This is a genomic window from Halomonas sp. KHS3 (genome assembly GCF_000830495.1).
Lineage (GTDB): Bacteria > Pseudomonadota > Gammaproteobacteria > Pseudomonadales > Halomonadaceae > Vreelandella > Vreelandella titanicae.
Genome location: NZ_JWHY01000001.1, coordinates 1 through 22,563, shown reverse-complemented (window position 1 = coordinate 22,563; position 22,563 = coordinate 1). Strand labels below are relative to the sequence as shown.

Annotated in this window: 17 protein-coding genes; 12 read left to right on the top strand and 5 right to left on the bottom strand. The window is 52.0% G+C overall.

Annotated elements, in window-relative coordinates:
- Positions 1-8: 8 nt before the first annotated feature.
- Positions 9-893 carry a LysR family transcriptional regulator gene (locus RO22_RS00085; protein WP_041157235.1) on the top strand — a complete coding sequence of 295 codons (885 nt, stop codon included), beginning with the start codon at positions 9-11 and terminating at the stop codon, positions 891-893.
- Between the two features lie 438 nt (positions 894-1,331).
- Here the strand turns inward: RO22_RS00085 and RO22_RS00080 are convergent, their stop codons facing one another.
- The 3 genes from RO22_RS00080 to RO22_RS00070 form a co-directional block, all read right to left on the bottom strand.
- Entirely contained in the window at positions 1,332-1,850 is a 519-nt protein-coding gene (locus tag RO22_RS00080; RefSeq protein WP_027957844.1) for an AmiS/UreI family transporter, read from the bottom strand.
- 102 nt (positions 1,851-1,952) lie between these two features.
- The gene (locus tag RO22_RS00075; protein ID WP_268747772.1) at positions 1,953-3,545 is read right to left on the bottom strand and encodes a methyl-accepting chemotaxis protein; all 1,593 of its coding nucleotides are present in this window, start codon (positions 3,543-3,545) and stop codon (positions 1,953-1,955) included.
- A 179-nt stretch (positions 3,546-3,724) separates the two neighbouring features.
- The gene (locus tag RO22_RS00070; RefSeq protein WP_052475458.1) at positions 3,725-5,143 is read right to left on the bottom strand and encodes a uracil-xanthine permease family protein; all 1,419 of its coding nucleotides are present in this window, start codon (positions 5,141-5,143) and stop codon (positions 3,725-3,727) included.
- Positions 5,144-5,640: 497 nt separating this feature from the next.
- Here RO22_RS00070 and uraH point away from each other — a divergent pair, with 497 nt between their 5' ends.
- The 11 genes from uraH to RO22_RS00015 all read left to right on the top strand — a co-directional run bounded on the left by uraH (position 5,641) and on the right by RO22_RS00015 (position 17,952).
- Positions 5,641-5,994, top strand: coding sequence for a hydroxyisourate hydrolase (gene uraH / locus RO22_RS00065; protein WP_027957841.1), 354 nt, complete (start codon positions 5,641-5,643; stop codon positions 5,992-5,994).
- 75 nt (positions 5,995-6,069) lie between these two features.
- Positions 6,070-7,278 carry a urate hydroxylase PuuD gene (locus RO22_RS00060; RefSeq protein ID WP_027957840.1) on the top strand — a complete coding sequence of 403 codons (1,209 nt, stop codon included), beginning with the start codon at positions 6,070-6,072 and terminating at the stop codon, positions 7,276-7,278.
- Positions 7,279-7,417: 139 nt separating this feature from the next.
- Complete coding sequence (gene puuE, locus RO22_RS00055; protein ID WP_027957839.1) at positions 7,418-8,341, top strand: allantoinase PuuE; 924 nt, start codon at positions 7,418-7,420, stop codon at positions 8,339-8,341.
- Positions 8,342-8,449: 108 nt separating this feature from the next.
- Positions 8,450-9,226, top strand: coding sequence for an IclR family transcriptional regulator (locus RO22_RS00050; protein ID WP_041157476.1), 777 nt, complete (start codon positions 8,450-8,452; stop codon positions 9,224-9,226).
- Positions 9,227-9,291: 65 nt separating this feature from the next.
- A complete protein-coding gene (locus RO22_RS00045) occupies positions 9,292-10,128 on the top strand; it encodes a bifunctional allantoicase/(S)-ureidoglycine aminohydrolase (RefSeq protein WP_041157233.1) in 837 nt (278 codons plus the stop codon).
- Positions 10,129-10,534: 406 nt separating this feature from the next.
- Positions 10,535-12,322, top strand: a complete 1,788-nt coding sequence (gcl, locus tag RO22_RS00040; RefSeq protein ID WP_041157232.1) for a glyoxylate carboligase — start codon at positions 10,535-10,537, stop codon at positions 12,320-12,322.
- Between the two features lie 74 nt (positions 12,323-12,396).
- Entirely contained in the window at positions 12,397-13,173 is a 777-nt protein-coding gene (hyi, locus tag RO22_RS00035; protein ID WP_041157231.1) for a hydroxypyruvate isomerase, read from the top strand.
- Positions 13,174-13,225: 52 nt separating this feature from the next.
- On the top strand, positions 13,226-14,110 hold the full coding sequence (locus tag RO22_RS00030) for a 2-hydroxy-3-oxopropionate reductase (protein ID WP_041157230.1): 885 nt from the start codon (positions 13,226-13,228) through the stop codon (positions 14,108-14,110).
- A gap of 202 nt (positions 14,111-14,312) precedes the next feature.
- A complete protein-coding gene (locus RO22_RS00025) occupies positions 14,313-15,635 on the top strand; it encodes a glycerate kinase (protein ID WP_052475456.1) in 1,323 nt (440 codons plus the stop codon).
- The gene (pyk, locus tag RO22_RS00020) at positions 15,632-17,101 is read left to right on the top strand and encodes a pyruvate kinase (protein ID WP_041157229.1); all 1,470 of its coding nucleotides are present in this window, start codon (positions 15,632-15,634) and stop codon (positions 17,099-17,101) included. The genes RO22_RS00025 and pyk overlap by 4 nt, the downstream gene beginning before the upstream one ends.
- A 134-nt stretch (positions 17,102-17,235) precedes the next feature.
- The gene (locus RO22_RS00015; RefSeq protein WP_027957831.1) at positions 17,236-17,952 is read left to right on the top strand and encodes a GntR family transcriptional regulator; all 717 of its coding nucleotides are present in this window, start codon (positions 17,236-17,238) and stop codon (positions 17,950-17,952) included.
- Positions 17,953-18,031: 79 nt separating this feature from the next.
- Here the strand turns inward: RO22_RS00015 and RO22_RS00010 are convergent, their stop codons facing one another.
- Together RO22_RS00010 and aceE are read right to left on the bottom strand one after the other, a co-directional pair.
- Positions 18,032-19,807, bottom strand: coding sequence for a dihydrolipoyllysine-residue acetyltransferase (locus RO22_RS00010; protein WP_041157228.1), 1,776 nt, complete (start codon positions 19,805-19,807; stop codon positions 18,032-18,034).
- A 58-nt stretch (positions 19,808-19,865) separates the two neighbouring features.
- Positions 19,866-22,538 carry a pyruvate dehydrogenase (acetyl-transferring), homodimeric type gene (gene aceE / locus RO22_RS00005; protein ID WP_009287423.1) on the bottom strand — a complete coding sequence of 891 codons (2,673 nt, stop codon included), beginning with the start codon at positions 22,536-22,538 and terminating at the stop codon, positions 19,866-19,868.
- Positions 22,539-22,563: the final 25 nt, after the last annotated feature.

Here is a 22,563-nt window from a genome sequence, read left to right as displayed (position 1 = left end):
GAGGGTTTATGGACACTCGCCAACTACGAACATTCGTAGCGATCGCTGAGCATGGCACATTCGCGCGGGCGGCCTTGATCGTAAATTTGACCCCTTCCGCTGTTAGCCAACAGGTCCATTCGCTTGAGCAGGAACTGGATACCAAGCTGTTCAATCGTGACTCCCGCCCTCCTAGCCTCAACCTCCAGGGGCTGAAAATGCTTGAAACGGCTAAACAGATTCTGGCCTTGGTGGATGAAACGCGTGGCGTTCTGTCCGGGAAGCAGATAACGGGTACGCTCAATATTGGCTCGGTGCGCACCAGTACTATCGGCCTACTGCCACGTGCCATCGTGGCACTGCGACAGGAGTTCCCCGAGCTGAACGTAAACCTACGAGTGGGCATGTCTTCGACGCTGATCAGTGATGTCAACGCCGACCGGCTGGATGTGGCGGTGGTCGCCGAGCACTCCGGCGTGTCGCGCGATCTCTTGTGGTCGCCGTTCATACGCGAGCCGTTAGTGGTGATAGCGCCGCCCGGAACACCGCCGATGCCGGTTCAGCAGTTGCTGGAAACGTTGCCCTTCGTGCGCTTTGGCAGTAACGTGCCGCTGGGCGCAATGATCAACAACGAGCTGGCCCGGCTAGGCATAGCGGTGCAGGACATCGCTGAGATCGACACCGTGCCAGCCATCGTGGAGTGCGTGGCCGCGGGCCTTGGTGCCAGCATCGTGCCAAATGTCGCGGTGCGCGAGAACGGTCGCGACATGCTGACATTGCCGTTCGGTGAGCCCCAAGTCTTCAGACAAATTGGCATGATCCATCGCGCCAGTTCGGCCAAGGCCGAGCTACTGACAGCGTTACACAATAAGCTGGCGGAAGTTGCGGGAGAGTTTGGTGTTTATCGAGAATAGTCGTCATTACGGAAGTCGTAGATACAATATCGCACTTGCCCGAGCCGTCCCCGCTACGCTGATGAAACGTCAACAGGCCCTAGTAATGCGCGATCACCTGGGCCGCATTCGCCTTTAGGGTTACTGGCCACTTACCTGGCGCAAGCACTTTGATATTAACGCTTATGCCCATCAACCCATACAGGGTTTGCTGATCATGATGGATCCGTCAACTACCAGTTCATGAGCTGGTAACCTATAGTGTTCTTTCAGCGTGGTTAATATTGGCCATCTTGAATTCTGAATTCAACTAATAAGCGCAGCACTTTCGGGAAACATCGGCGAATCAGCTTATTGGTGGTTTTATTAGTATCAGCCTGGCATAAGCGGCACGATTCGAAAGTTGGTCTTTTTGAGGAAGGTTTAAAAACACCTTTAAGAGGAAGCGTTTATTGAAAATTATGTACTAATAAGTTCTAGCAAAATTATGACGCCTGGAATCCAGCCGGTAAAGATCGCACAAAAAATGGTATAAGTTGCAACGTACCGCTGAATAGGCTTCGCTAGCGCTAATAGGTAGAAGAAACTAAGCCATAAAAGAGACCATGAAAACCAGTTAACCGTATTCCATAATTTGAAACTTGTCGTGTAGCCAGCGATTGAGTGCACACCAATAACCGCGGCGGTGATGCTTACAAAAAGACAGAACCAACCTAATCCTTTGCCATCAGATTTTAGCCACTGATTGGCACCTACCCAAAGATAGGTTATTGAAAATAAGAGCGTAAAAGCCCCTGCGCTAATCTCAACCGTGTTGTTAGGGTCTTTGAAAATTAAGTGCATGGCTATAATAAAGCTGAGCAACCCAACCAGGACGTTGATGATTGAGACTTCTTGGTTGCTGATTTTTCCCAGCAGCCAGATACCATTTATAAACAAAACAGCGCCCACATATAGCAATGTAAGACCCAGGATCATACTGTCTTGCTCCAGATGTTTATTTTTAATAAAGCCACGTGCTCGTTCCCGTGGCTTTGCTTTAACGGTAGGGTGCTTTTAGTAAGGCACTACTGTGTATCGTTAGTGGGTATTGACCGCTTGCGCCGTTAGCTGCGGTGTTGATTCATTCAGCTTAAACCGGGCGACGATGGAGTTGAGGCGTTCGGCCTCATGCTGAAGCTCGATGGCGGCCGCACTGGCTTGTTCGACCATCGCGGCATTTTGTTGAGTCGTTTGCTCCATATCGTTAGCTGCGATATTAACTTCTCGAATACCCGCGCGTTGCTCTTCGGTTGCTACGGATATCTCGTCCATTAACGTGGTGACCTGGGTCACCGATGCCATGATTCGCGCCATGGTTTCGCCTGCTTTATCCGCTTGATGCGTGCCGGCTTCTACCATATTGACCGATGTTTCAATCAGCTTTCGAATATCCGTTGAAGCGCTAGCGCTGCGGGTAGCGAGCTGGCGTACTTCACTGGCCACTACCGCAAAGCCGCGGCCATGCTCTCCAGCACGTGCCGCTTCTACTGAAGCATTGAGGGCGAGAATATTGGTTTGGAAAGCAATGGAGTCAATCAGTTTGATGATGTCGGTGATTTTCTGTGAGCTTTCGCGGATGTTGTGCATATGGCTAATGACCTCCATAACCACACTACCGCCTTGATCCGCAGTGTTCGCCGCTTCACGAGCTACTTGTCTTGCTTGGATAGTGTTTTCGCTGTTGCGCTCCATTGTTGAGGTCATTTCTTCGATGCTTGACGCGGTTTCGGTTAACGAGGCTGACTGTCGTTCCGTACGCGCCGAGAGATCCTGATTACCTTTGGCGATCTCTTGGGCGCTGGTAAATACTTCGCTACTGCTTTCTCTAACCGTCATAACAGTTCCGAGTAAGCTTTGCTGCATATGACGCAGAGAGGTGAAAAGCACGCCGATTTCATTTCGACCGCGGGTTTCCACTTCTCTTGAAAGGTCGCCTTCCGCCATGCTCTTGAAATGCTCGGTAATGCGGTGCAAAGGCCGTATTAAATTAACACCTACGCCCCAGTAAACAATCACGGTAACCATGAGCGCTATAATGAAGACGGTGATGATGGTAATAGTGGAAAGGCTGATGACAGAGTCAAAATTGGTCAGCCGGTTGTTACCTTCTTTTTCTACTTGATGAAAAAAACCAATCGCATCTTGATAGAAAGCTGCATAAGCCTGGTAAGCGGCGTCACGCTGTTCGCGGTAAGTAACTGTATCGCCTTCATACAATGCAGCTACTTGCGGCAAAAGGTGTACATCTATCATGGTGTCAAAGCTTGTTACGATAGGCGAGATGATCGCCTCATGGGCTGCGTCGGCGGGCAGTGAGATAAAATTCGAAAACACGTCTTGGGTACTATTAAGTGAGCTATGCAGCTCATTAGCTCGCTGCTGCCTCTCTTCATTGGTAAGCGTTGTTTGTGGATCAATCAATTCCTCATAAAGGCGCGCCATGCTAAGGCGTGTGGCTTGTAGCGTAGAATTAGTTCGGTTGAGACTAGCCTGCTGGTTAACATTGACATTAGTGAGCTGCTCGATGCTTTGTTGGCTGTGATTGACGGCATAAAGCCCTGTGCCACTGAGCACAAGAAGCATAAGTAAGAATGAGAGTAGAACCAGCGTCCAGCTCATCCTTAAAGTCATATTATCTAATATACGCATTTATATTCCCAAGTTAACCTATAGAGCCATGCACCTTAACCACAAAATAGAACTGCCAGCGCACGCAGCAGTTCTATTTAATGGTGGCCAAATGGCTTCTAATTAGGTGTACATAAAACTGTTTAATTAGAGTGGGTGCTGTTTTGTGAGATTTTCTGGCTTCATTTGTCGCTGTCGGCCTTGGCCGCCTCAGCATCTGCTTTGGCGATCGCCTCTCGCTCTTTTTCCTCGTCGGTTAGTGATTTGTTAGGTAAGGCTATGTTAAGCGTGAAGGCTGTTATCGCAGCAACTACAATAGGCGCACCACCAATCAGGTCTCTCAACACCGTCGGAAACTGCTCAATGGCTGAGGGGACAGAAGCGATCCCTAGGCTCAATGCTAAAGCGAGCCCCACGATCGTCATATTTCGAGCGGACATTTCATCTTTTACCAACAGCTGAATCCCCGTCATGGTGATCATGCCGAATACGGTAATGGTTGCTCCACCCAATACGGGATAAGGAATGGTGGTCATGATTGCCCCAAACTTTGGGCTAAGGCCGGCCAGAATCATCATGATGCCCGCCAGCGCCAGAACATAACGGCTAATAACCTTGGTCATCGCCACAATGCCTACGTTCTGGCTGAAGGTGGAGGTAGGTAATGCACCGAAGAAAGAGCTCAGGGTGGTAGTCAGGCCATTGCCCAGTAAACCTCCCGTCAACTCGCGAGTCTTCAGCTCGCGATTCATGCCGCCGACGGTTGTTGCGGACAAATCGCCGATAGTTTGTACGGAATTGATGATGCAGATAACGACCATAGAGGCGATAGCGGCCGCGTGAAATTCCATCTCGAAAGGCATTACCTTGGGTATGGCCACCCAGGAAGCATTGGACACGCTATCGAAATTGACCATGCCAAGGGCGAGCGAGAGCAAGTAACCCACGACGATGCCAACAATGATTGCGGAAAGCTTCACCACGCCTTTACCGAACTGAGCGGCAATCAATACTGTGAGTAGCGTTACCACCGCCACGACCCAATTAATCGGATCGCCAAAATTGGGTGCGTTTACGTTGCCACTGCCCGCCATGTAACGAATAGCAATATCGTAAAGTGATAAGCCAATGACCAATACCACTGTGCCTGCGACAACAGGCGGAAAGAGGTGGCGGATATACTGGATGAAATAGCCCACTATCACCATGGTCATACCGCCGATTAACTGGGCGCCAAGAATCCCTTCAATACCATACTGAGCTCCTACTGCGACCAGGGTTGGTACATAGGCAAAGCCTACGCCAAAGATGGCGGGCAAGCGGGCGCCAAATTTCCAAACACCGTAAAGGTGGAAAACAGTACATACCCCTGATGCCAGCACGGCAATCTGAATAAGCAGGAGCTTTTCTTCTATGCTCGCCCCCACAACACCGGCAACGATAATGGGCGGAGTGATGACGCCAGCGATCATGGCCAGTAGATGCTGAAGAGATAGAGGTAAGGCCTTTGAAAACCGCGGTTTTCCATAGAAATCAAAGAGTGAGGTGTTCTTTTCGTTCACGCGTTTCCGCTGTTCGGAAGAGGCTAATGCATCATTCATAGATGAGGCTCCATTGTTATTGTATTCAGTGCTATTAATCTTTTGTTTATCTGATCTGATCATACTGTACACAAAAATAAATCAGAAAATAAATAATTTTGTAGCTCTCTGCCAGCCCTGTCTCATCAATGTGCATTTTTTTCGGTTAACTATACCTAGAAAACGATACTGGCGTTCTCAGTAGCTTCTAACAAAAATACAAGTAAAATAGTTAAATTACAGATATTTATGTTTTTATTTTTTGTTTTCCCTCTGCCTGCTGTAGCCGAGGCTTCTAAAGCTAAATTCCCTCACGACGTACCTACTAAAGTCGCACCCGCTAACGTTGGTCACCAAATACTTCAATAAATGTATACAAAAAATATTTGAAATGTGTCCATTAAAGAGCTAAAAATGTTGACTATAACCACATGAACGCTTTTTAGACTGTGCTAATACTGCGTTGCCAATGATGAGCTAGCGGCACAGGATTCGCGGAAAATCAGAGGAGAGAGGTGATGGGAAAACTGACAACACATGTTTTGGATACAGCCCAAGGCTGCCCTGGTGAAGGAATTAAAATAGAGGTATTCCGTTTAGATGGGGGGCTACGCCAGCTTCTTAAAATAGTTAAGACCAATGACGATGGTCGTTGTGATGCTCCAATACTTGAAGGAAGTGAATTAGTAAAGGGCAATTATGAAATGGTGTTCCATGCAGGTGACTACTTGATGCGCCAAGGCTTAAAAGCGCCAGAGCCGAGCTTTTTGGACATCATACCACTCCGTTTCGGGGTTAATGATGCGGCGCAGCACTATCATGTGCCGTTATTGCTAACGCCATATGCCTATTCGACTTATCGCGGCAGCTGAACATCCATTTTGAGCGTCAATGTACGTTTTGTAGTTAGCCACCCAACAATAATCAAATGAGGCGAGGTTCCCCTAATGGAAGCCTATTTACTTGAATTTGGAAACTTTATGCTGCGCTGGCTGCATGTCATCGCGGCCATCGCTTGGATAGGCGAATCCATCTATTTTGTGATGCTGGACAACGGCCTCAAAACACCTAAAGACGAAAACTGCCGCCAAAAAGGGGTGTTTGGTGAAATGTGGGCTGTACATGGTGGTGGTTTCTATCACAACCAGAAATATGCAACGAGTCCAGAAAAACTACCGGATGATCTGCACTGGTCGTTCTGGAAGTCTTACACCACATGGCTGTCCGGTTTTGCCCTGTTCATCATTTTGTATATGGTTAACCCAAGCTTCTACTTGGTGAACCCCAACAGTAACTGGGAGTGGGCGGCTAACCTTGCTGGTTGGGAAGCTAATATCCTGGCGCTGGCCTTCCTGCTACTAGGGTGGGTTGTTTATAACGAGATGTGTAAGCGTATCAGCCCGAACATGGAGCGTGATGGTCTCTTGAGTATCGGCGTAGCGGTCATGATGATCGTAGTTGCCTACTTGAGTACTCAAATGTTTTCGGGGCGCGCGGCTTTCCTGTTAACAGGGGCTGTGATGGCTACTGCGATGTCGGCGAATGTGTTCTTTTGGATTATTCCTGGTCAGCGTCGCATGGTAAAGGCGATGAAGGCTGGCGCAACACCCAATCCGCTTGATGGTAAGCGTGGTAAGCAGCGCTCGGTTCATAACACCTATTTCACCCTGCCCGTCGTATTGTTGATGATCAGCAATCATTACTCCTTTGCTTACACTCATGAACATGCATGGGTGCTGATGACACTCTTTATCTTTGCGGGTGCATTGATTCGTCAATACTTTGTCTTAATGCATGCGGGTAAAATTCAGCCAATTTATCCCATTGCTGGTGTTGCTCTTCTCTTAATAGCTTTTTGGGTGGCTATGCCTGCGCAAAGCTCGAGTCAATCTGGTGCTCAGGCAGCAGAAAAGGGGCCAGATATCACCGAGATCGGTGCCGTCATAGAGCAACGTTGTGTCGCTTGCCACTCACAAACGCCGACACAGCCAGGCTTTTCTGCTCCTCCTGCTGGTTTTGCATATGACGAAATCGAGCAAATCATTAAACAACAAGAGAGCATTAAGCGAGTAGTAGCGAGCAGCTATATGCCGCTTGGCAATATGACGAATATGACGGAGGAAGAACGTGCATTGATTGAGGAGTGGGAAGAGTAAGCGTCTAAATAATTCGTACGTATTTAACGTCAGTGCTATTTAAAGCCTGCCTTATGGTGGGCTGTATCTTTCGCTATGTACATTTTTATTGTTTTTAAACACTCATTAGATCGCTGTTTTATAACAAGGAACTTGCATCATGCATTCGCCCAATTATCCTCGTGACTTGGTCGGCTATGGCTGTAATCCCCCTCAGGCCAATTGGCCTGGCAAGGCGAAAATTGCTGTGCAATTCGTGCTGAACTATGAAGAGGGTGCAGAGAACTCGGTACTACACGGCGATACCGGTTCCGAGCAGTTCCTTTCCGAGATAGTCGGTGCGCCTGCTTTTTCCAATCGCCACCTGAGCATGGAATCCATTTATGAGTATGGCTCCCGGGCAGGGGTATGGCGAATCTTGCGTGAATTCGAACGACGTGGTTTGCCGCTGACCATTTTCGGTGTGGCCATGGCGCTGGAGCGTAACCCCGAGGTGGCTCATGCCTTTCAGGAGTTGGGTCATGAAATTGCGTGTCACGGCTATCGTTGGATCAATTATCAGGAAGTGCCAGAAGCGCTGGAACGCCAGCACATGGAGCGTGCTATCGAAGTGTTTCAGAACCTTTACGGCGCGCAGCCGCTGGGTTGGTATACCGGCCGTGACAGCCCCAATACGCGCCGTCTGATATTGGATCAAGGCGGTTTTTTGTACGACAGCGACTACTACGGTGATGACTTACCGTTCTGGACACGCGAGAAGGACAGCCAGGGCCATACGCACTCTCATCTAGTAGTGCCTTATACACTGGACTCTAATGATATGCGCTTTGCCTCGCCACAGGGTTTTAATACCGCTGATCATTTCTTTAGCTATCTGCGTGATGCTTTTGATGTGTTATACGCGGAGGGAGCAGAAGTGCCAAAAATGCTCTCTATCGGCTTGCATTGCCGCCTGATAGGACGCCCTGGCCGTTTTATCGCACTCCAGCGTTTTCTTGATCATATTGAAGCGCATGACCGTGTCTGGGTCAGTCGGCGCGTGGATATCGCCCGGCATTGGGTAAAGCACCATCCCGCCTACTGAGCTTATCGATGCAGGTCTAAAGAAATGTTTATTAGTAATTTCTTATCTACTAAGGTCTCTTTTTTTTGTTCGCCTAAAAGCGATAACCCTGAAGCGAGTGAACGAGCCATGAGTGACAAGGATAACAAAAAACATCTGATACCCGCGCTTGAACGAGGGCTAATGATCTTAATGGAGCTCAATCGTCATCACCGAGAGATGAGCTTTTCCGAGCTTGTTAAGCGAGTGGGTTATCCACAAGCAACTTCGCATCGAGCGGTTCAGACCTTGGAGCACATGGGGTTTCTACGCCATCACCCCGTCACCGGTTTATATTCCCTGGGGGTCAATGTATTGCGCCTAGGCTTTGAGTACGTCGCTTCGCTGGATGTAGTACAGATCGGACAGCCGGTTATTGAGTCTTTGTGTGAGCAAACCGGTTGTTCAAGCCATATCGCTATTCGAGATGGTCGTGATGCCGTCTATGTGGCGAGAGTTGGGGCATCGAACGCTACTATTCGCCGTGTGAGTGTTGGAACCCGCTTACCGTTGCATTGCACTTCTTTGGGACGAATGCTGCTAACCGATCTATCACGAGAGGAATTCGAAACTCTTTATCCACCAGATTACCTTTTAGATAAGGAACCGGGTGCTCCAGCCAACCGAGATGTTCTCTGGGATTTAGTGCAGGAAGACCGGCAGCGTGGATATGTTATTGCGGACTCCTATTATCACTTTGGTATCTCTTCTGTTGTCTATCCCCTCTATAACCATGATGGCTCTATGGAAGGCGTTATCAGCATTATGGTGCCTGTACATGAAGTCCCTGCCGAAAAGCGTGATCGTTTACAGAGCTGCGTGGCTGAAGCTGCCGCAACCATTTCCGCTATGTTGGGTTACGGATAAATTTCTTGATCCCTTTTATATATAAAAAAACCAAACGATAAAATGACCACAATAAAGGAAAGATGATGGCCAAGCGTAACTATTATGCCCCCAAGGGAGGGTTGCCAGCACAGACACAGCTGCTGTCGGATCGCGCCGTGTTTACCGAAGCCTATGCAGTGATACCTAAAGGGGTCATGCGTGACATTGTGACCAGTAATTTGCCGTTTTGGGATAAAACCCGCTTATGGGTGTTGTCTCGTCCCCTGTCTGGCTTTGCCGAGACGTTTTCACAATACATTATGGAAGTATCTCCTGGCGGTGGTAGCGAAAAGCCGGAACTAGATCCGGCAGCCGAGGGGGTGCTGTTCATCGTTGAAGGCGAACTGACTCTCACCCTGGCGGGTGAAACACACCTTATGCAGCCCGGCGGCTATGCTTTTTTACCCCCAGGTATTAGCTGGCAGGCGCATAACAGGGCTGACGAGCCGGTTCGTTTTCATTGGGTGCGCAAGGCTTACGAATATGTTGAAGGCATTAAAGCACCTGCGCCTTTCGTCACTAACGAAAATGCCATTGAACCATCGGCTATGCCGGATACCGATGAGAGATGGGTGACTACACGCTTCGTCGAACCGGATGACGTCCGCCATGACATGCATGTCAATATCGTCACTCTGCAACCTGGAGCTGTCATCCCTTTCGATGAAACCCATGTCATGGAGCACGGACTTTACGTGCTCGAAGGTAAGGCTGTTTATCACTTGAATCAGAGTTGGGTTGAGGTCGAGGCTGGCGACTTTATGTGGTTGCGCGCGTTCTGCCCGCAGGCCTGTTATGCCGGCGGCCCAGGGCCGTTCCGCTATCTGCTCTACAAAGACGTTAACCGCCATATGAAACTGGGTTGCGTGGGGGCACGCTGAGGCGTTACCTGGCACGAGTTGAAACCGAAGATGATGGCGATGACGTACACACTCTGATCAATAGCGTTGTTAGCCTGTTGAGATGCCTTTGGCGCTAAATTTTCTCGAATGTCATCCGCTATTCCTTAAGGTTTTTAAAGGCTAACAGCCAAGGCTGTTGGTCTATTAGTGGTGCCTGAATTTCCCTCCTTGGTTCTACGATTCCACCTCTGCACTATGTGCATATTCCCGTAGCTGTGATTTCAATAACCTTTTGTTTATTAAGGGTATATGTTGGCATTTAATTTTTTATGGAAATATTTTCCATAAAAAATTGACACTCATCGAGTAGGCGCCTATTTTTGAATACAAGAACAAATCGAAAATGAATACATCAATTGTATTCAATTGTTGAGGAGAAATTGTAATGGCTAAAATGACAGCTGCGGAAGCCGCCATTCACGTTCTGAAGAAAGAAGGTATCGACGTTGCCTTTGGGTTGCCGGGGGCCGCAATCAATCCTTTTTACGCTGCCATGCGTAAGGTGGGTGGAGTCGATCACATTCTGGCACGCCATGTTGAAGGGGCGTCGCACATGGCCGAGGGTTATACCCGAACCAAAGCGGGGAACATCGGGGTATGTATCGGTACTTCTGGTCCCGCCGGCACCGACATGATCACCGGGCTGTATTCCGCCAGCGCCGACTCCATACCGATTCTGTGCATCACCGGTCAAGCGCCACGGGCCAAGTTGCACAAGGAAGACTTCCAGGCAGTGGATATTCAGACCATTGCCGGGCCGGTCACAAAATGGGCGATTACCGTGATGGAACCGGCCCAAGTGCCGCGGGCCTTCCAGAAAGCCTTTCAACTCATGCGCTCAAGCCGCCCCGGCCCGGTGTTGATCGATCTGCCGATCGACGTTCAGATGAGCGAAATCGAGTTTGATCCGGATACCTACGAATCACTTCCGGCCTATAAGCCGTCTGCTTCGCGTGCCCAGATTGAAAAAGCGTTGACCATGCTCAACGAGTCCGAAAAGCCGCTGTTGGTCGCGGGGGGCGGGATCATCAATGCAGATGCCGCAGAACAACTTGTCGAGTTTGCCGAACTTACCGGCGTGCCGGTCATTCCGACGCTGATGGGCTGGGGTACGATTCCCGACGATCACCCGCTGATGGCGGGCATGGTGGGCTTGCAGACATCTCATCGATACGGCAACGCAACCATGCTTGCCTCGGATTTCGTGATGGGCATCGGCAACCGTTGGGCCAATCGCCACACCGGTAACGTCGAAACATATACCAAAGACCGTAAGTTTGTTCACGTCGACATCGAGCCGACGCAGATCGGGCGTATCTTCGGCCCTGATTACGGCATCGTTTCTGATGCCAAGCTGGCATTGGCACTTTTCCTTGATGTGGCTCGGGAAATGAAGGCGAAGGGCAAGCTCAAGGATCGCAGTGCCTGGGCCGCGGAGTGCCAGGAGCGCAAACGCACGCTGTTGCGCAAGACGCACTTCGATAACGTGCCGGTCAAACCCCAGCGTGTTTATGAAGAAATGAACAAGGTGTTCGGCAAGAATGCCCGCTATATCAGCACCATCGGTCTGTCCCAGATTGCGGGCGCTCAGTTCCTGCACGTTTACAAGCCGCGTCACTGGATCAACTGTGGCCAGGCGGGGCCGCTAGGCTGGACCATTCCAGCGGCGTTGGGCGTTTGCCGTGCTGATCCTGAAGCTGAAGTGGTGGCACTTTCCGGTGACTACGATTTCCAGTTCATGGTCGAAGAGCTGGCAGTCGGGGCGCAATTCAACCTGCCCTATATTCATGTGCTGGTGAACAACTCCTATCTCGGGTTGATTCGTCAGGCCCAGCGCGGCTTCGACATGGATTACTGCGTGCAGCTCTCTTTCAAAAACATTAACTACACCGACGAAGAGGCTGAATTAGCTGAGTACGGTGTAGACCATATTGCTGTTGCCGAAGGCCTGGGTTGTAAAGCGCTGCGCGTAATAAAGCCTGAGGATATCGCTCCGGCATTTGAAAAGGCCCGCGAACTGATGCGTGAACATCGCGTACCTGTAGTCGTTGAGATCATTCTTGAGCGCATCACCAATATCTCAATGGGTACCGACCTTGATGGCGTCAATGAATTCGAGGAACTGGCTGAAAACTTGACGGATGCGCCTAGCTCTATCGCCAGTTTGACCTAAGCTTGGCCCTGGTGACCACCGAGGTTCGGCACCAGGGCAATTATTATCACTAGGATAAAAACAAGGAGACTTGCATGCCCAAATTTGCCGCGAATCTCAGCATGATGTTCACCGAAGTAGACTTCCTCGATCGTTTTCAGGCCGCCGCCGGGGCAGGGTTCGAGGGGGTTGAATACCTATTTCCCTACGATTACATGGCGGCGGAAATCAAAGAGCGTTTATTAGCCAACGGCCTTACCCAGGTATTGCACAATTTGCCTGCGGGCGATTGGGCAGCGGGTGAACGCGGCATCGCTTGTCACCCGGATCGGGTGGAAGAATTCCGGATCGGCGTTGATCGTGCCATCGAATATGCCACTGCTTTGGGGTGCAAACAGGTGAACTGCCTGGCGGGCATTAAGCCTCAAAGTGTAAGTGATGACGAGGCACGCAGCACGCTGATTGAAAATCTGCGTTATGCGGCTGAAAAGCTCAAGTCGGTTGGCGTTCTTCTGTTGGCGGAGCCGATCAACACTCGTGATATCCCAGGCTTTTTCCTCAACCGCACCGAGCAGGCTCTGGCGCTGTTCGACGAGGTCGGTAGTGACAATCTGAAGCTGCAATACGACATCTACCACATGCAGATCATGGAGGGGGATCTGGCGCCCACGATAGAAAAGCATCTGGGCTGTATCGCGCATGTGCAACTGGCGGATAACCCGGGCCGTCATGAGCCGGGTACCGGTGAGATCAACTACCCTTTTCTGTTCTCACAGCTTGACCGCCTAGGTTACGACGGCTGGGTCGGCTGCGAATACAAGCCCAAGACGTCGACGTCGGAAGGGCTGGTTTGGTTGGAGGCGGTGCGCTGAACAGCCCAAGTATGAATAAGTACAAATTGCGTTAGTTTGAAGGAGAAAGAGGATGAGCAAGATTGGTTTTATCGGTTTAGGCATTATGGGACGCCCAATGGCAGGCCACCTGCTCGATGCGGGCCACTCTTTGATGACCGTCAAACGCGGCCCCTTGGATGCAACGCTTGCCGATAAGGGCATGCAAGAGGCGGCTAATCCAAAAGCGGTTGCCCAGGCGTCCGATGTCATTATCACCATGGTGCCGGATACGCCAGATGTAGAGAGTGTACTGTTCGGTGAGGACGGCGTGATAGAGGGCCTCAAGCCCGGCACCTTGGTCATCGACATGAGCTCCATTGCCCCAATGCAGACCCAGGCATTCGCCAAGCGCATTACTGAAGCCGGTGGTGAGTTTGTTGATGCCCCTGTTTCAGGCGGTGAAGGCGGTGCGATCAATGCCGCGCTGACCATTATGGTAGGGGCGACGGACAAAGGCTTTGAAAGGGCTAAGCCGCTGCTTGAAGTCGTCGGCAAGGTCATTACGCACATTGGGGGGCACGGAGCAGGCCAGACCTGCAAGGTCGCCAACCAGATCGTTGTTGCACTGACTATTGAGGCCGTTGCAGAGGGGCTGCTGTTTGCCTCCAAAGCCGGTGCCGATGTCGCCAAGGTGCGTGAATCCCTGTTGGGCGGCCTCGCTCAGTCGAAAATTCTGGATGTGCATGGCGAGCGTATGATTAAGCGTACCTTTGACCCTGGCTTTCGCATCCGCCTGCATCAGAAAGATCTCAACTTGGCATTGGAGGGCGCACGTAGCCTTAACCTCTCGTTACCGGGTACAGCAAATGCCCAACAGCTGTTCCAGGCATGTGCCGCTAATGGCGGTGCGGATTGGGACCATGCGGGAATTCTGCGTGCCCTGGAAAAACTGGCGAATTATGAAATTGGCCAGTAATGCCTTTTATGGCGCGACTGACTGATTGACGGAGGTTTCATTACTGTTTTACGGCGGGCATCGTTCTGCGGCCCGCCCTTGTTATTGCATGTGACTCGTTGCCTTTTCCCGGTGCAAGACCTCCGTTCCGTTATGTGTCTTTCACCGGTTTTTTTACCCCCTTTTTTCTATTCCCCCCGGCCCTTGCCTGTGGAGTCTATCGATGAATGCCCTTTTTCGCTTAGCACCCTTTACTAGTGAAGAGGCCTCGCGCCAGTGGTTAGTGCACCTGGCTGAAACGGCCATCGCTGCGGTGCATCCTTTCAGCTTACTGCCAGACCAACTACCAGAAAAACCGGCCGGACGAACCATTGTCGTCGGTGCTGGAAAAGCCGCCGCTGCTATGGCAAGCGCACTAGAGTTAGCTTGGGTTGAGCGTGCACGTAACAACGATGAAGCAATTGACTTGGACGGAGTGGTGGTGACTCGCTATAAACACGGTGCTGATTGCCAATATATCGAGGTGTTAGAAGCCTCCCATCCCATGCCCGATGCTCTTGGTGAGCAAGCAGCCAAACGTATGCTTGAAGCGGTGAAAAACCTCAGTGAAGACGATCAAGTGATTTCTTTGATCTCTGGGGGCGGCTCTGCATTGATGACGCTACCCGCCGCAGGTATCAGTTTGAAGGACAAGCAGGCTGTTAACAAAGCGTTGCTGCGCTGTGGCGCACCGATCCGCGAAATCAATACGGTGCGGCGTCACTTGTCTGGGATCAAGGGTGGTCGTTTGGCTGCTCACGCTCACCCCGCTCGGGTGGTGACCTACCTTATTTCTGATGTGCCGGGTGATGATCCTACCCTGATTGCTTCAGGTCCCACCCTGCCAGATAACTCAAAACCGCTTGATGCCCTGGAGATTCTCGAACGCCACGCCATCGAGGTTCCTGATAACGTGCGTCAACATTTGATGGCCAATCACGACGCGCCTCAAGCCTCTAGCCCTGAGTTTGCACGCGACCAGTTCATAATCCTGGCGCGAGCCAGTGATGCCCTTGAGGCTGCTCGACTCAGTGCTGAAAAAAGTGCGGTCGACGTCAGAGTGCTGGGCGATGATTTGGAAGGTGAAGCTCGTGATTTAGGTATTGCTCAAGCGCGTATGGTGCGCAAACTGCAAAGTGAAATTAAACGTCCACTGCTGGTGCTCTCCGGTGGTGAGACCAGCGTCACTGTGCGTGGCGATGGGCGTGGCGGGCGCAATGTCGAATATTTATTAGGGCTTTTCGACACACTTGAGGGTGCAGAGGGCGTTTATGCACTCGCTGTCGATACCGATGGCATTGATGGTTCTGAGGACAACGCCGGTGCTGTATTCGGCCCCGAGAGCTGGCAACGTGCAAAAGCCTTGCAGTTGTCAGCAAAGGATTATCTGAACCGTAACGATGCTTACAGTTTTTTTGCGGCTATTAACGACCTGGTTGTGACCGGTCCGACCCGAACTAATGTCAATGATTTTCGAGCTATTCTTGTTCTCCCGAGGCCAGCATGAAACCAACCGCTTATACCCCCATTCGTCGCACCAAAATAGTGGCAACCTTAGGCCCCGCCAGCGACCGTGAAGGTGTACTGGAAGGTATGCTGCGGGCAGGTGTGGATGTCGTTCGACTCAATTTCTCCCATGGTTCGGCTGATGATCATCGCCGTCGGCTAGTCGAAGTGCGTGAGATTTCCCAACGTCTAGGCCGAAGCGTCGCGGTGTTAGCTGATTTGCAAGGCCCTAAAATTCGTATCGCTCGCTTCAAGGACGATTCGGTTTTGCTTGGAGAAGGCCAGCCCTTCGTGCTTGATATGTTGTTGGATAGCAATGCCGGCGATATCACACGCGTCGGTTGTGATTACAAGACGTTGGCGGACGATGTCATCGTGGGTGACCGCCTCCTGCTTGACGATGGTCGTTTGGTGCTCGAAGTCAGTGCCATTGAGGGCCAAGAAATCCATACTCGGGTTGTTGTTGGAGGTAAGCTTTCCAACAACAAGGGCATCAATAAGGAGGGAGGCGGGTTGTCTGCGGCCGCTCTTACCGAGAAGGATAAACGAGACATTAAGACCGCCGTCGAAATAGGTGTTGACTACCTTGCGGTATCTTTTCCACGTAGCGCTGCTGACATGCAGGAAGCTCGCAAGCTGTTGGGTGGGCAGGGTAAAGAGATCGGTCTTGTCGCGAAGATTGAGCGTGCCGAAGCGGTGGCGGATGATGAAATTTTAGATGGCATTATTATGGCATCCGAAGCAGTCATGGTGGCACGGGGTGATCTGGGGGTAGAAATCGGGGATGCTCAGTTGATCGGCGTGCAAAAACGCATGATCAAGCGCGCGCGTAGCCTCAACCGTGCGGTGATCACCGCCACGCAGATGATGGAGACGATGATTAGTGCGCCGCTGCCAACGCGTGCTGAGGTTTTCGATGTTGCCAATGCCGTTCTTGATGGCACGGATGCGGTGATGCTATCCGCTGAAACCGCTGCTGGGGACTTTCCTGTAGAAACCGTGAAGGCAATGGATCGTTTATGCCTGGGGGCCGAACGTGAGCGGAGCGCTCAGGAGTCTGGCCATCGCATCCATCAAGATTTTTTGCAGGTCGATGAAACGGTCGCTCTTTCTGCCATGTACGCTGCGAACCATCTCGCTGGAGTCACCGCTATTGCCTGTATGACGTCTAGTGGTTTTACGGCGTTGATCGCCTCACGCATACACTCTGGATTGCCCATTATCGGTTTAGCGCAAAGTGAAATTTCTCAACGACGTATGGCACTGTATCGCGGTGTGGTCTCTCTGGCCTTTGATACAACAAGTATGAAAGCCGAAGAGCTCAATGATAAAGCAATAGAATTACTGGTATCTAAAGGAATTGTTTCCCAAAATGATCATGTCATTCTTACCCGTGGCAACCATATGAATGCACACGGAGGTACTAACACCATGAAAATTCTTGCTGTAAACCAGAGCATAAGATGATCGGAAACGCTACAAAAAATGCTTGAGTTAGCTCTTGAGAAATAACCATCTTCAACGATAAAGCATTGATCTTATGTTGGTTGTATTGGGGGATACATGTTAAGTTCCAGCGAGGATCGTTAGAGACAAAGAATATGAACCTCGGCTGGCATAAAAATCGCTTTAATAAACCCAAAGAAGGTCGCGTCGGCGACCAGGACATCGTTGACCACATCCGGTCGGCTGTGCTGATGCAACGTTTGACTCCCAATACTAAATTGCCTGAGATAACGCTAGGTGAAGTATTTGGAGTCAGTCGCTCGGTGGTGCGTAAGGCATTAACACGGCTTGATGCCGAGCATGTCATTGATCAACGCCCCAATCAGGTCGCTCGCGTGCGTGCTCCTTCAATCGAAGAAACTCGTGAGACCTTTTCTGCACGCAGGTTAGTCGAAGGTGAAATTGTTGCACTGCTAGCAGGCAAGTTGGAGACTAGCGCTAAGAAAGCATTGCAACAGCAAGTCGTACTTGAAAAGGAGGCTTATGAAAATAATAATGAACCAGCACGCATTGAACACTCTCTGAATATTCATCATCTTCTTGCCGAATGCTCACCTAATAGTATCATGGGTGCGATGCTTACTGATTTGGTACTACGCACTTCTATCGTTATTGCACTTTATAAACCGCCGAGTTTATTGTCTTGTTATTTAGAGGGAGACCATGCTCAACTACTTTCGCATCTTGTAAATGGCGATGCCGAAGCAGCTCGGAACTCCGTATATACACACCTCAATAGCTTAGAATCCTTGCTTGTACTCACCTCCAGAGAACCTGATGCTGATCTTATGGCCATTTTAGGTGGTAATTAAATTAATAAAGAAAAGTTTTTTATTTAAATAAATGGCGCCTATAAAGGCGCCATTTATAAGTCCCTTTTTTTATCGTTAACTACAACAGTAAGCGACGAATATCGGACAGCACATCGGCCAGGAAGGCGGTAAAGCGTGCCGCGTCGGCGCCGTTGATCGCGCGGTGGTCGTAGGAGAGCGACAGCGGCATCATCAGGCGCGGCTGGAAGGCACTGCCATCCCAAACCGGCTTCATCTGGGCTTTGGACACGCCCAGAATGGCCACTTCCGGCGCGTTGACGATCGGTGTAAACGCCGTGCCACCAATCGAACCGAGGCTCGAAATGGTGAAGCAACCACCGGTCATCTCGTCGCGCTTGAGCTTTTTGGTCTGGGCTTTCTTGCCTAGCTCCGCCATCTCCTTGGCAATCTCGATCAAGGATTTGTTATCGGCGTTGCGGGTCATCTCGTCGCGCTTGAGCTTTTTGGTCTGGGCTTTCTTGCCTAGCTCCGCCATCTCCTTGGCAATCTCGATCAAGGATTTGTTATCGGCGTTGCGCACCACCGGCACCATCAAGCCATCGGGCGTATCCACGGCAATACCGATATGGACGTAGTTCTTCCATACCAGGGTTTCACCGTCACCCTTCAAGCTAACGTTGAACTGCGGGAATTTACGCAGCGCAAAGGCGCAGGCTTTAACCATAAACGGCAGCGGCGTCAGCTTGGCACCCTGGGCTTCCGCTTCGGCCTTCATCGCCTTGCGGAAAGCTTCCAGCTCGGTGATGTCCGCTTCGTCGAACTGGCGGTGCAGGTTGGTCGCGCCCATCTTGAGCAGACGCCCCATCGGCTTCTCTTCCACTTCACCAAACTGGCTGAAGTCGACTTCCGGAATGGGCGGAATACCCGCGCCGCCGGTGCCTGCAGCTGCCGCGCCTGGCTGAGCTTTACCCTGATTGGCAATCGCCTGCTTCACATAGGACTGTACGTCCTCTTTGAGCACGCGATCTTTCGGGCCGCTGGGCTTAACGAGTCCCAAGTCGACACCCAGCTCACGGGCCAGCATGCGAACCGCAGGGCCGGCGTGCACCAACTTGCCATCCCGGGGCTTATAGGCGGCCATCTGGGCTTCCGGGCTGGGGGTACCGGCCGGAGATTCCGCAGGCTTGCTCGGCTGAGCTTGTTCAGGCGGAGTTTTTTCAGACAAGGCTTTGCCTGATGGATCTTGTTCGAGAGCAGCCTCTTCCTGCGCGTCTTCGCTGTCGTCGCCCTCGCCGACGATCTCCATCTGGCCGATGACATCGCCTTCAGAGACGGTGTCACCCTCTTTCACGGTAAAACTGACGATCTTACCGCTATGGGGGCTGGGCACGTCCATGGAGGCTTTGTCAGACTCCAACGTGATCAAGGTGTCTTCGGCCTCAACCTCATCGCCTTCGCTGACCGCGACTTCGATAATTTCGACGCTGTCCGAGCCGCCGAGATCGGGCACTTTGATATCCACCGTCTGCTTACCGCCGGCTGACTTTTTAGCTGCGGGCTTCTGCTCTTGAGACGGCTCTTTGGGTTTCTCTTGCTTCGCTGGGGCCTCTTCAGGCTGGCTGTCAGACGAGCTCTCTTGTTTCTCGTCGCCGCCACCTTCGACTTCCAGCTCAACGATATCGTCMCCTTCCGAGACGCTATCGCCTTCTTTGACCAGCACTTTGAGTACCTTGCCGCCTTTCGGGGCCGGTACGTCCATGCTGGCTTTGTCGGATTCCAGCGTGATTAGGGTGTCTTCCGCTTCAATGACGTCGCCTTCTGACACCGCAATCTCGATGATTTCGACATCGGTATCGCCGCCGATATCGGGAACTTTGATGATTTCGCTACTCAAGGTCGCGCTCCTTCCAAATCGGATCGAGCCGGTGGGCCACCGCCCACCGGTCAGCGGKTTAGCTAGTCAGCGGGTTAGGCTTATGGGCATCAATGCCGTACTTCTTAAGCGCTTCACCAACCTGCTTGCGATCAATCTCGCCACGCTCAGCCAGCGCACGTAGCGCCGCCACGGTCACGAAGTAGCGATCTACTTCGAAGAAGTAGCGCAGCTTCTCACGGGTGTCTGAACGGCCAAAGCCATCGGTACCCAGTACAGTGTAGTCACCCGGTACCCAGGCGCGCACTTGATCGGCATACAGCTTCATGTAGTCGGTCGACGCGATTACCGGGCCGTCGCGCCCTTCCAGGCACTGTGTGACGTGAGGCTTGTTGGCCTCGGCGTCTGGGTTCAGGAAGGCTTCACGATCCAGCAGCAGCGCTTCACGACGCAACTCGTTAAAGCTGGTCACGCTCCAGATGTCGGCGCCGATGCCCCAATCGTTCTCAAGCAACTCAGCGGCAGCTTCCACTTCGCGCAGAATGGTGCCAGAGCCCAGCAGCTGAACGCGGCCCTTGTCACCCTTGGTTTCGCGCAGTAGGTACATGCCTTTAACGATATCGTCGGCGGGCACGTTTTCCAGCGCAGGGTGCTCGTAGTTCTCGTTCATCACCGTCAGGTAGTAGAAGCAGTTCTCCTTGTCGGTGAACATGCGCTTCAGGCCATCCTGCAGAATCACGGCGACTTCATGGGCATAGGTCGGGTCGTAGCTGCGGCAGTTGGGAATGGTGGAGGCCTGAATCAGGCTGTGGCCATCCTGGTGCTGCAGGCCTTCGCCGTTAAGCGTGGTGCGCCCGGCGGTGCCGCCGACCATAAAGCCACGGGCTTGCAGGTCACCCGCCGCCCAGGCCAGATCGCCGATACGCTGGAAGCCAAACATCGAGTAGTAGATGTAGAACGGCAGCAGCGTGACGTTGTTGTTGCTGTAGGAGGTCGCCGCGGCGATCCAGGCCGACATGGCGCCTGCTTCGGTAATGCCCTCTTCGAGGATCTGACCTTTCTGATCCTCGCGGTAGAACATGATCTGGCCTTTATCCACCGGCTCGTACTTCTGACCTTCCGAGGTGTAGATACCCAACTGACGGAACATGCCTTCCATACCGAAGGTACGCGCTTCGTCAGGGATAATCGGCACCACCTTCTTGCCCAGCGTCTTATCTTTGACCAGGCCGTTAAGCACCCGCACAAACGCCATGGTGGTCGAGACTTCACGCCCTTTCGAGCCGCCCATTTGCGAGGCAAAGGTTTTGTCTTCGAGGCTGGGGATCTCCAGGGCCTCGAAGTCGCTTTGACGGCTGGGTAGGTAGCCGCCCAGACGCTCGCGCTGCAGGTGCATGTACTTGAGCTCGGGAGAGTCGTCTTCCGGCTTGTAGTACGGCACGTCTTTGAGCTGCTCGTCGGTTAACGGAATACCGAAGCGATCGCGGAAGGTCTTGAGCGCTTCATACTCCATGCTCTTGACCTGGTGCGCTTCGTTGGCCGCTTCGCCATCGCCGCTACCCATACCGTAACCTTTAACGGTGTGCGCCAGGATGACCGTGGGCTTGCCGTTGGAGGTGTTAACCGCCTCGTTATACGCCGCGTAAACCTTGAACGGATCGTGGCCACCGCGGTTGAGCTTCCAGATATCTTCGTCGGAGAGGTCTTTGACCATCGCCTCGGTTTCTGGATATTTGCCAAAGAAGTGCTCACGGGTGTAAGCGCCGCCGTTGGCTTTGTAGTTCTGGTACTCGCCGTCGACCGCTTCGTCCATGCGTTTCTGAAGGATGCCTTTCTTATCCTTCTCGAACAGCGGATCCCAGTGACGCCCCCAGACGACCTTGATCACGTTCCAGCCCGCACCACGGAAGACGCCTTCGAACTCGTCCATCACCCGCGAGTTGCCGCGCACAGGGCCGTCAAGGCGCTGCAGGTTACAGTTGATGACGAAGATCAGGTTGTCGAGGTTTTCGCGACCAGCCAGTGAAATGGCGCCCAGGGATTCCGGCTCGTCACACTCGCCGTCGCCCATGAAGCACCAGATCTTGCGGTCATACATATCCTTCAGCTCACGGTGATGCAGGTACTTCATCACGTGCGCTTGATAGATAGCCTGAATCGGGCCCAGCCCCATGGAGACCGTGGGGAACTGCCAGTAGTCCGGCATTAACCACGGGTGCGGGTAGGAAGAGAGGCCATCGCCATCGACTTCCTGGCGGAACCTGTCCATCTGCTCTTCCGATAGACGCCCTTCCAAATAGGAACGTGCGTAGATGCCCGGTGCTACGTGGCCCTGAATATAAATCAGGTCACCGGCAAAATCGCCCTGAGGCGCGCGGAAGAAGTGGTTAAAGCCCACGTCATACAGGGTAGCCGAGGACATAAAACTGGCAATGTGGCCACCCAGGCCCGGCTTGGCGCGGTTATTACGAATCACCTGGGCAATGGCGTTGTAACGGATCAAGGAGCGGATACGGCGCTCCATGAACAGGTCACCAGGCATCGGTGCTTCGCGGTGAACCGGGATCGTATTACGGTGCGGGGTCGTCACCGAGAAGGGCACCTTCATGCCGTCCCGGCGCAGGCGATCCGCCAGGCGGGTCATCAGGTAGCGGGCACGATCTTCGCCCTCACGATCCAATACCGATTCCAGGGAATCAATCCATTCCGTGGTTTCGATCGGATCGAGATCTTCTCTTGTCTCCAGACTCATAGAGGTCTCTCCGAATGACGATAAA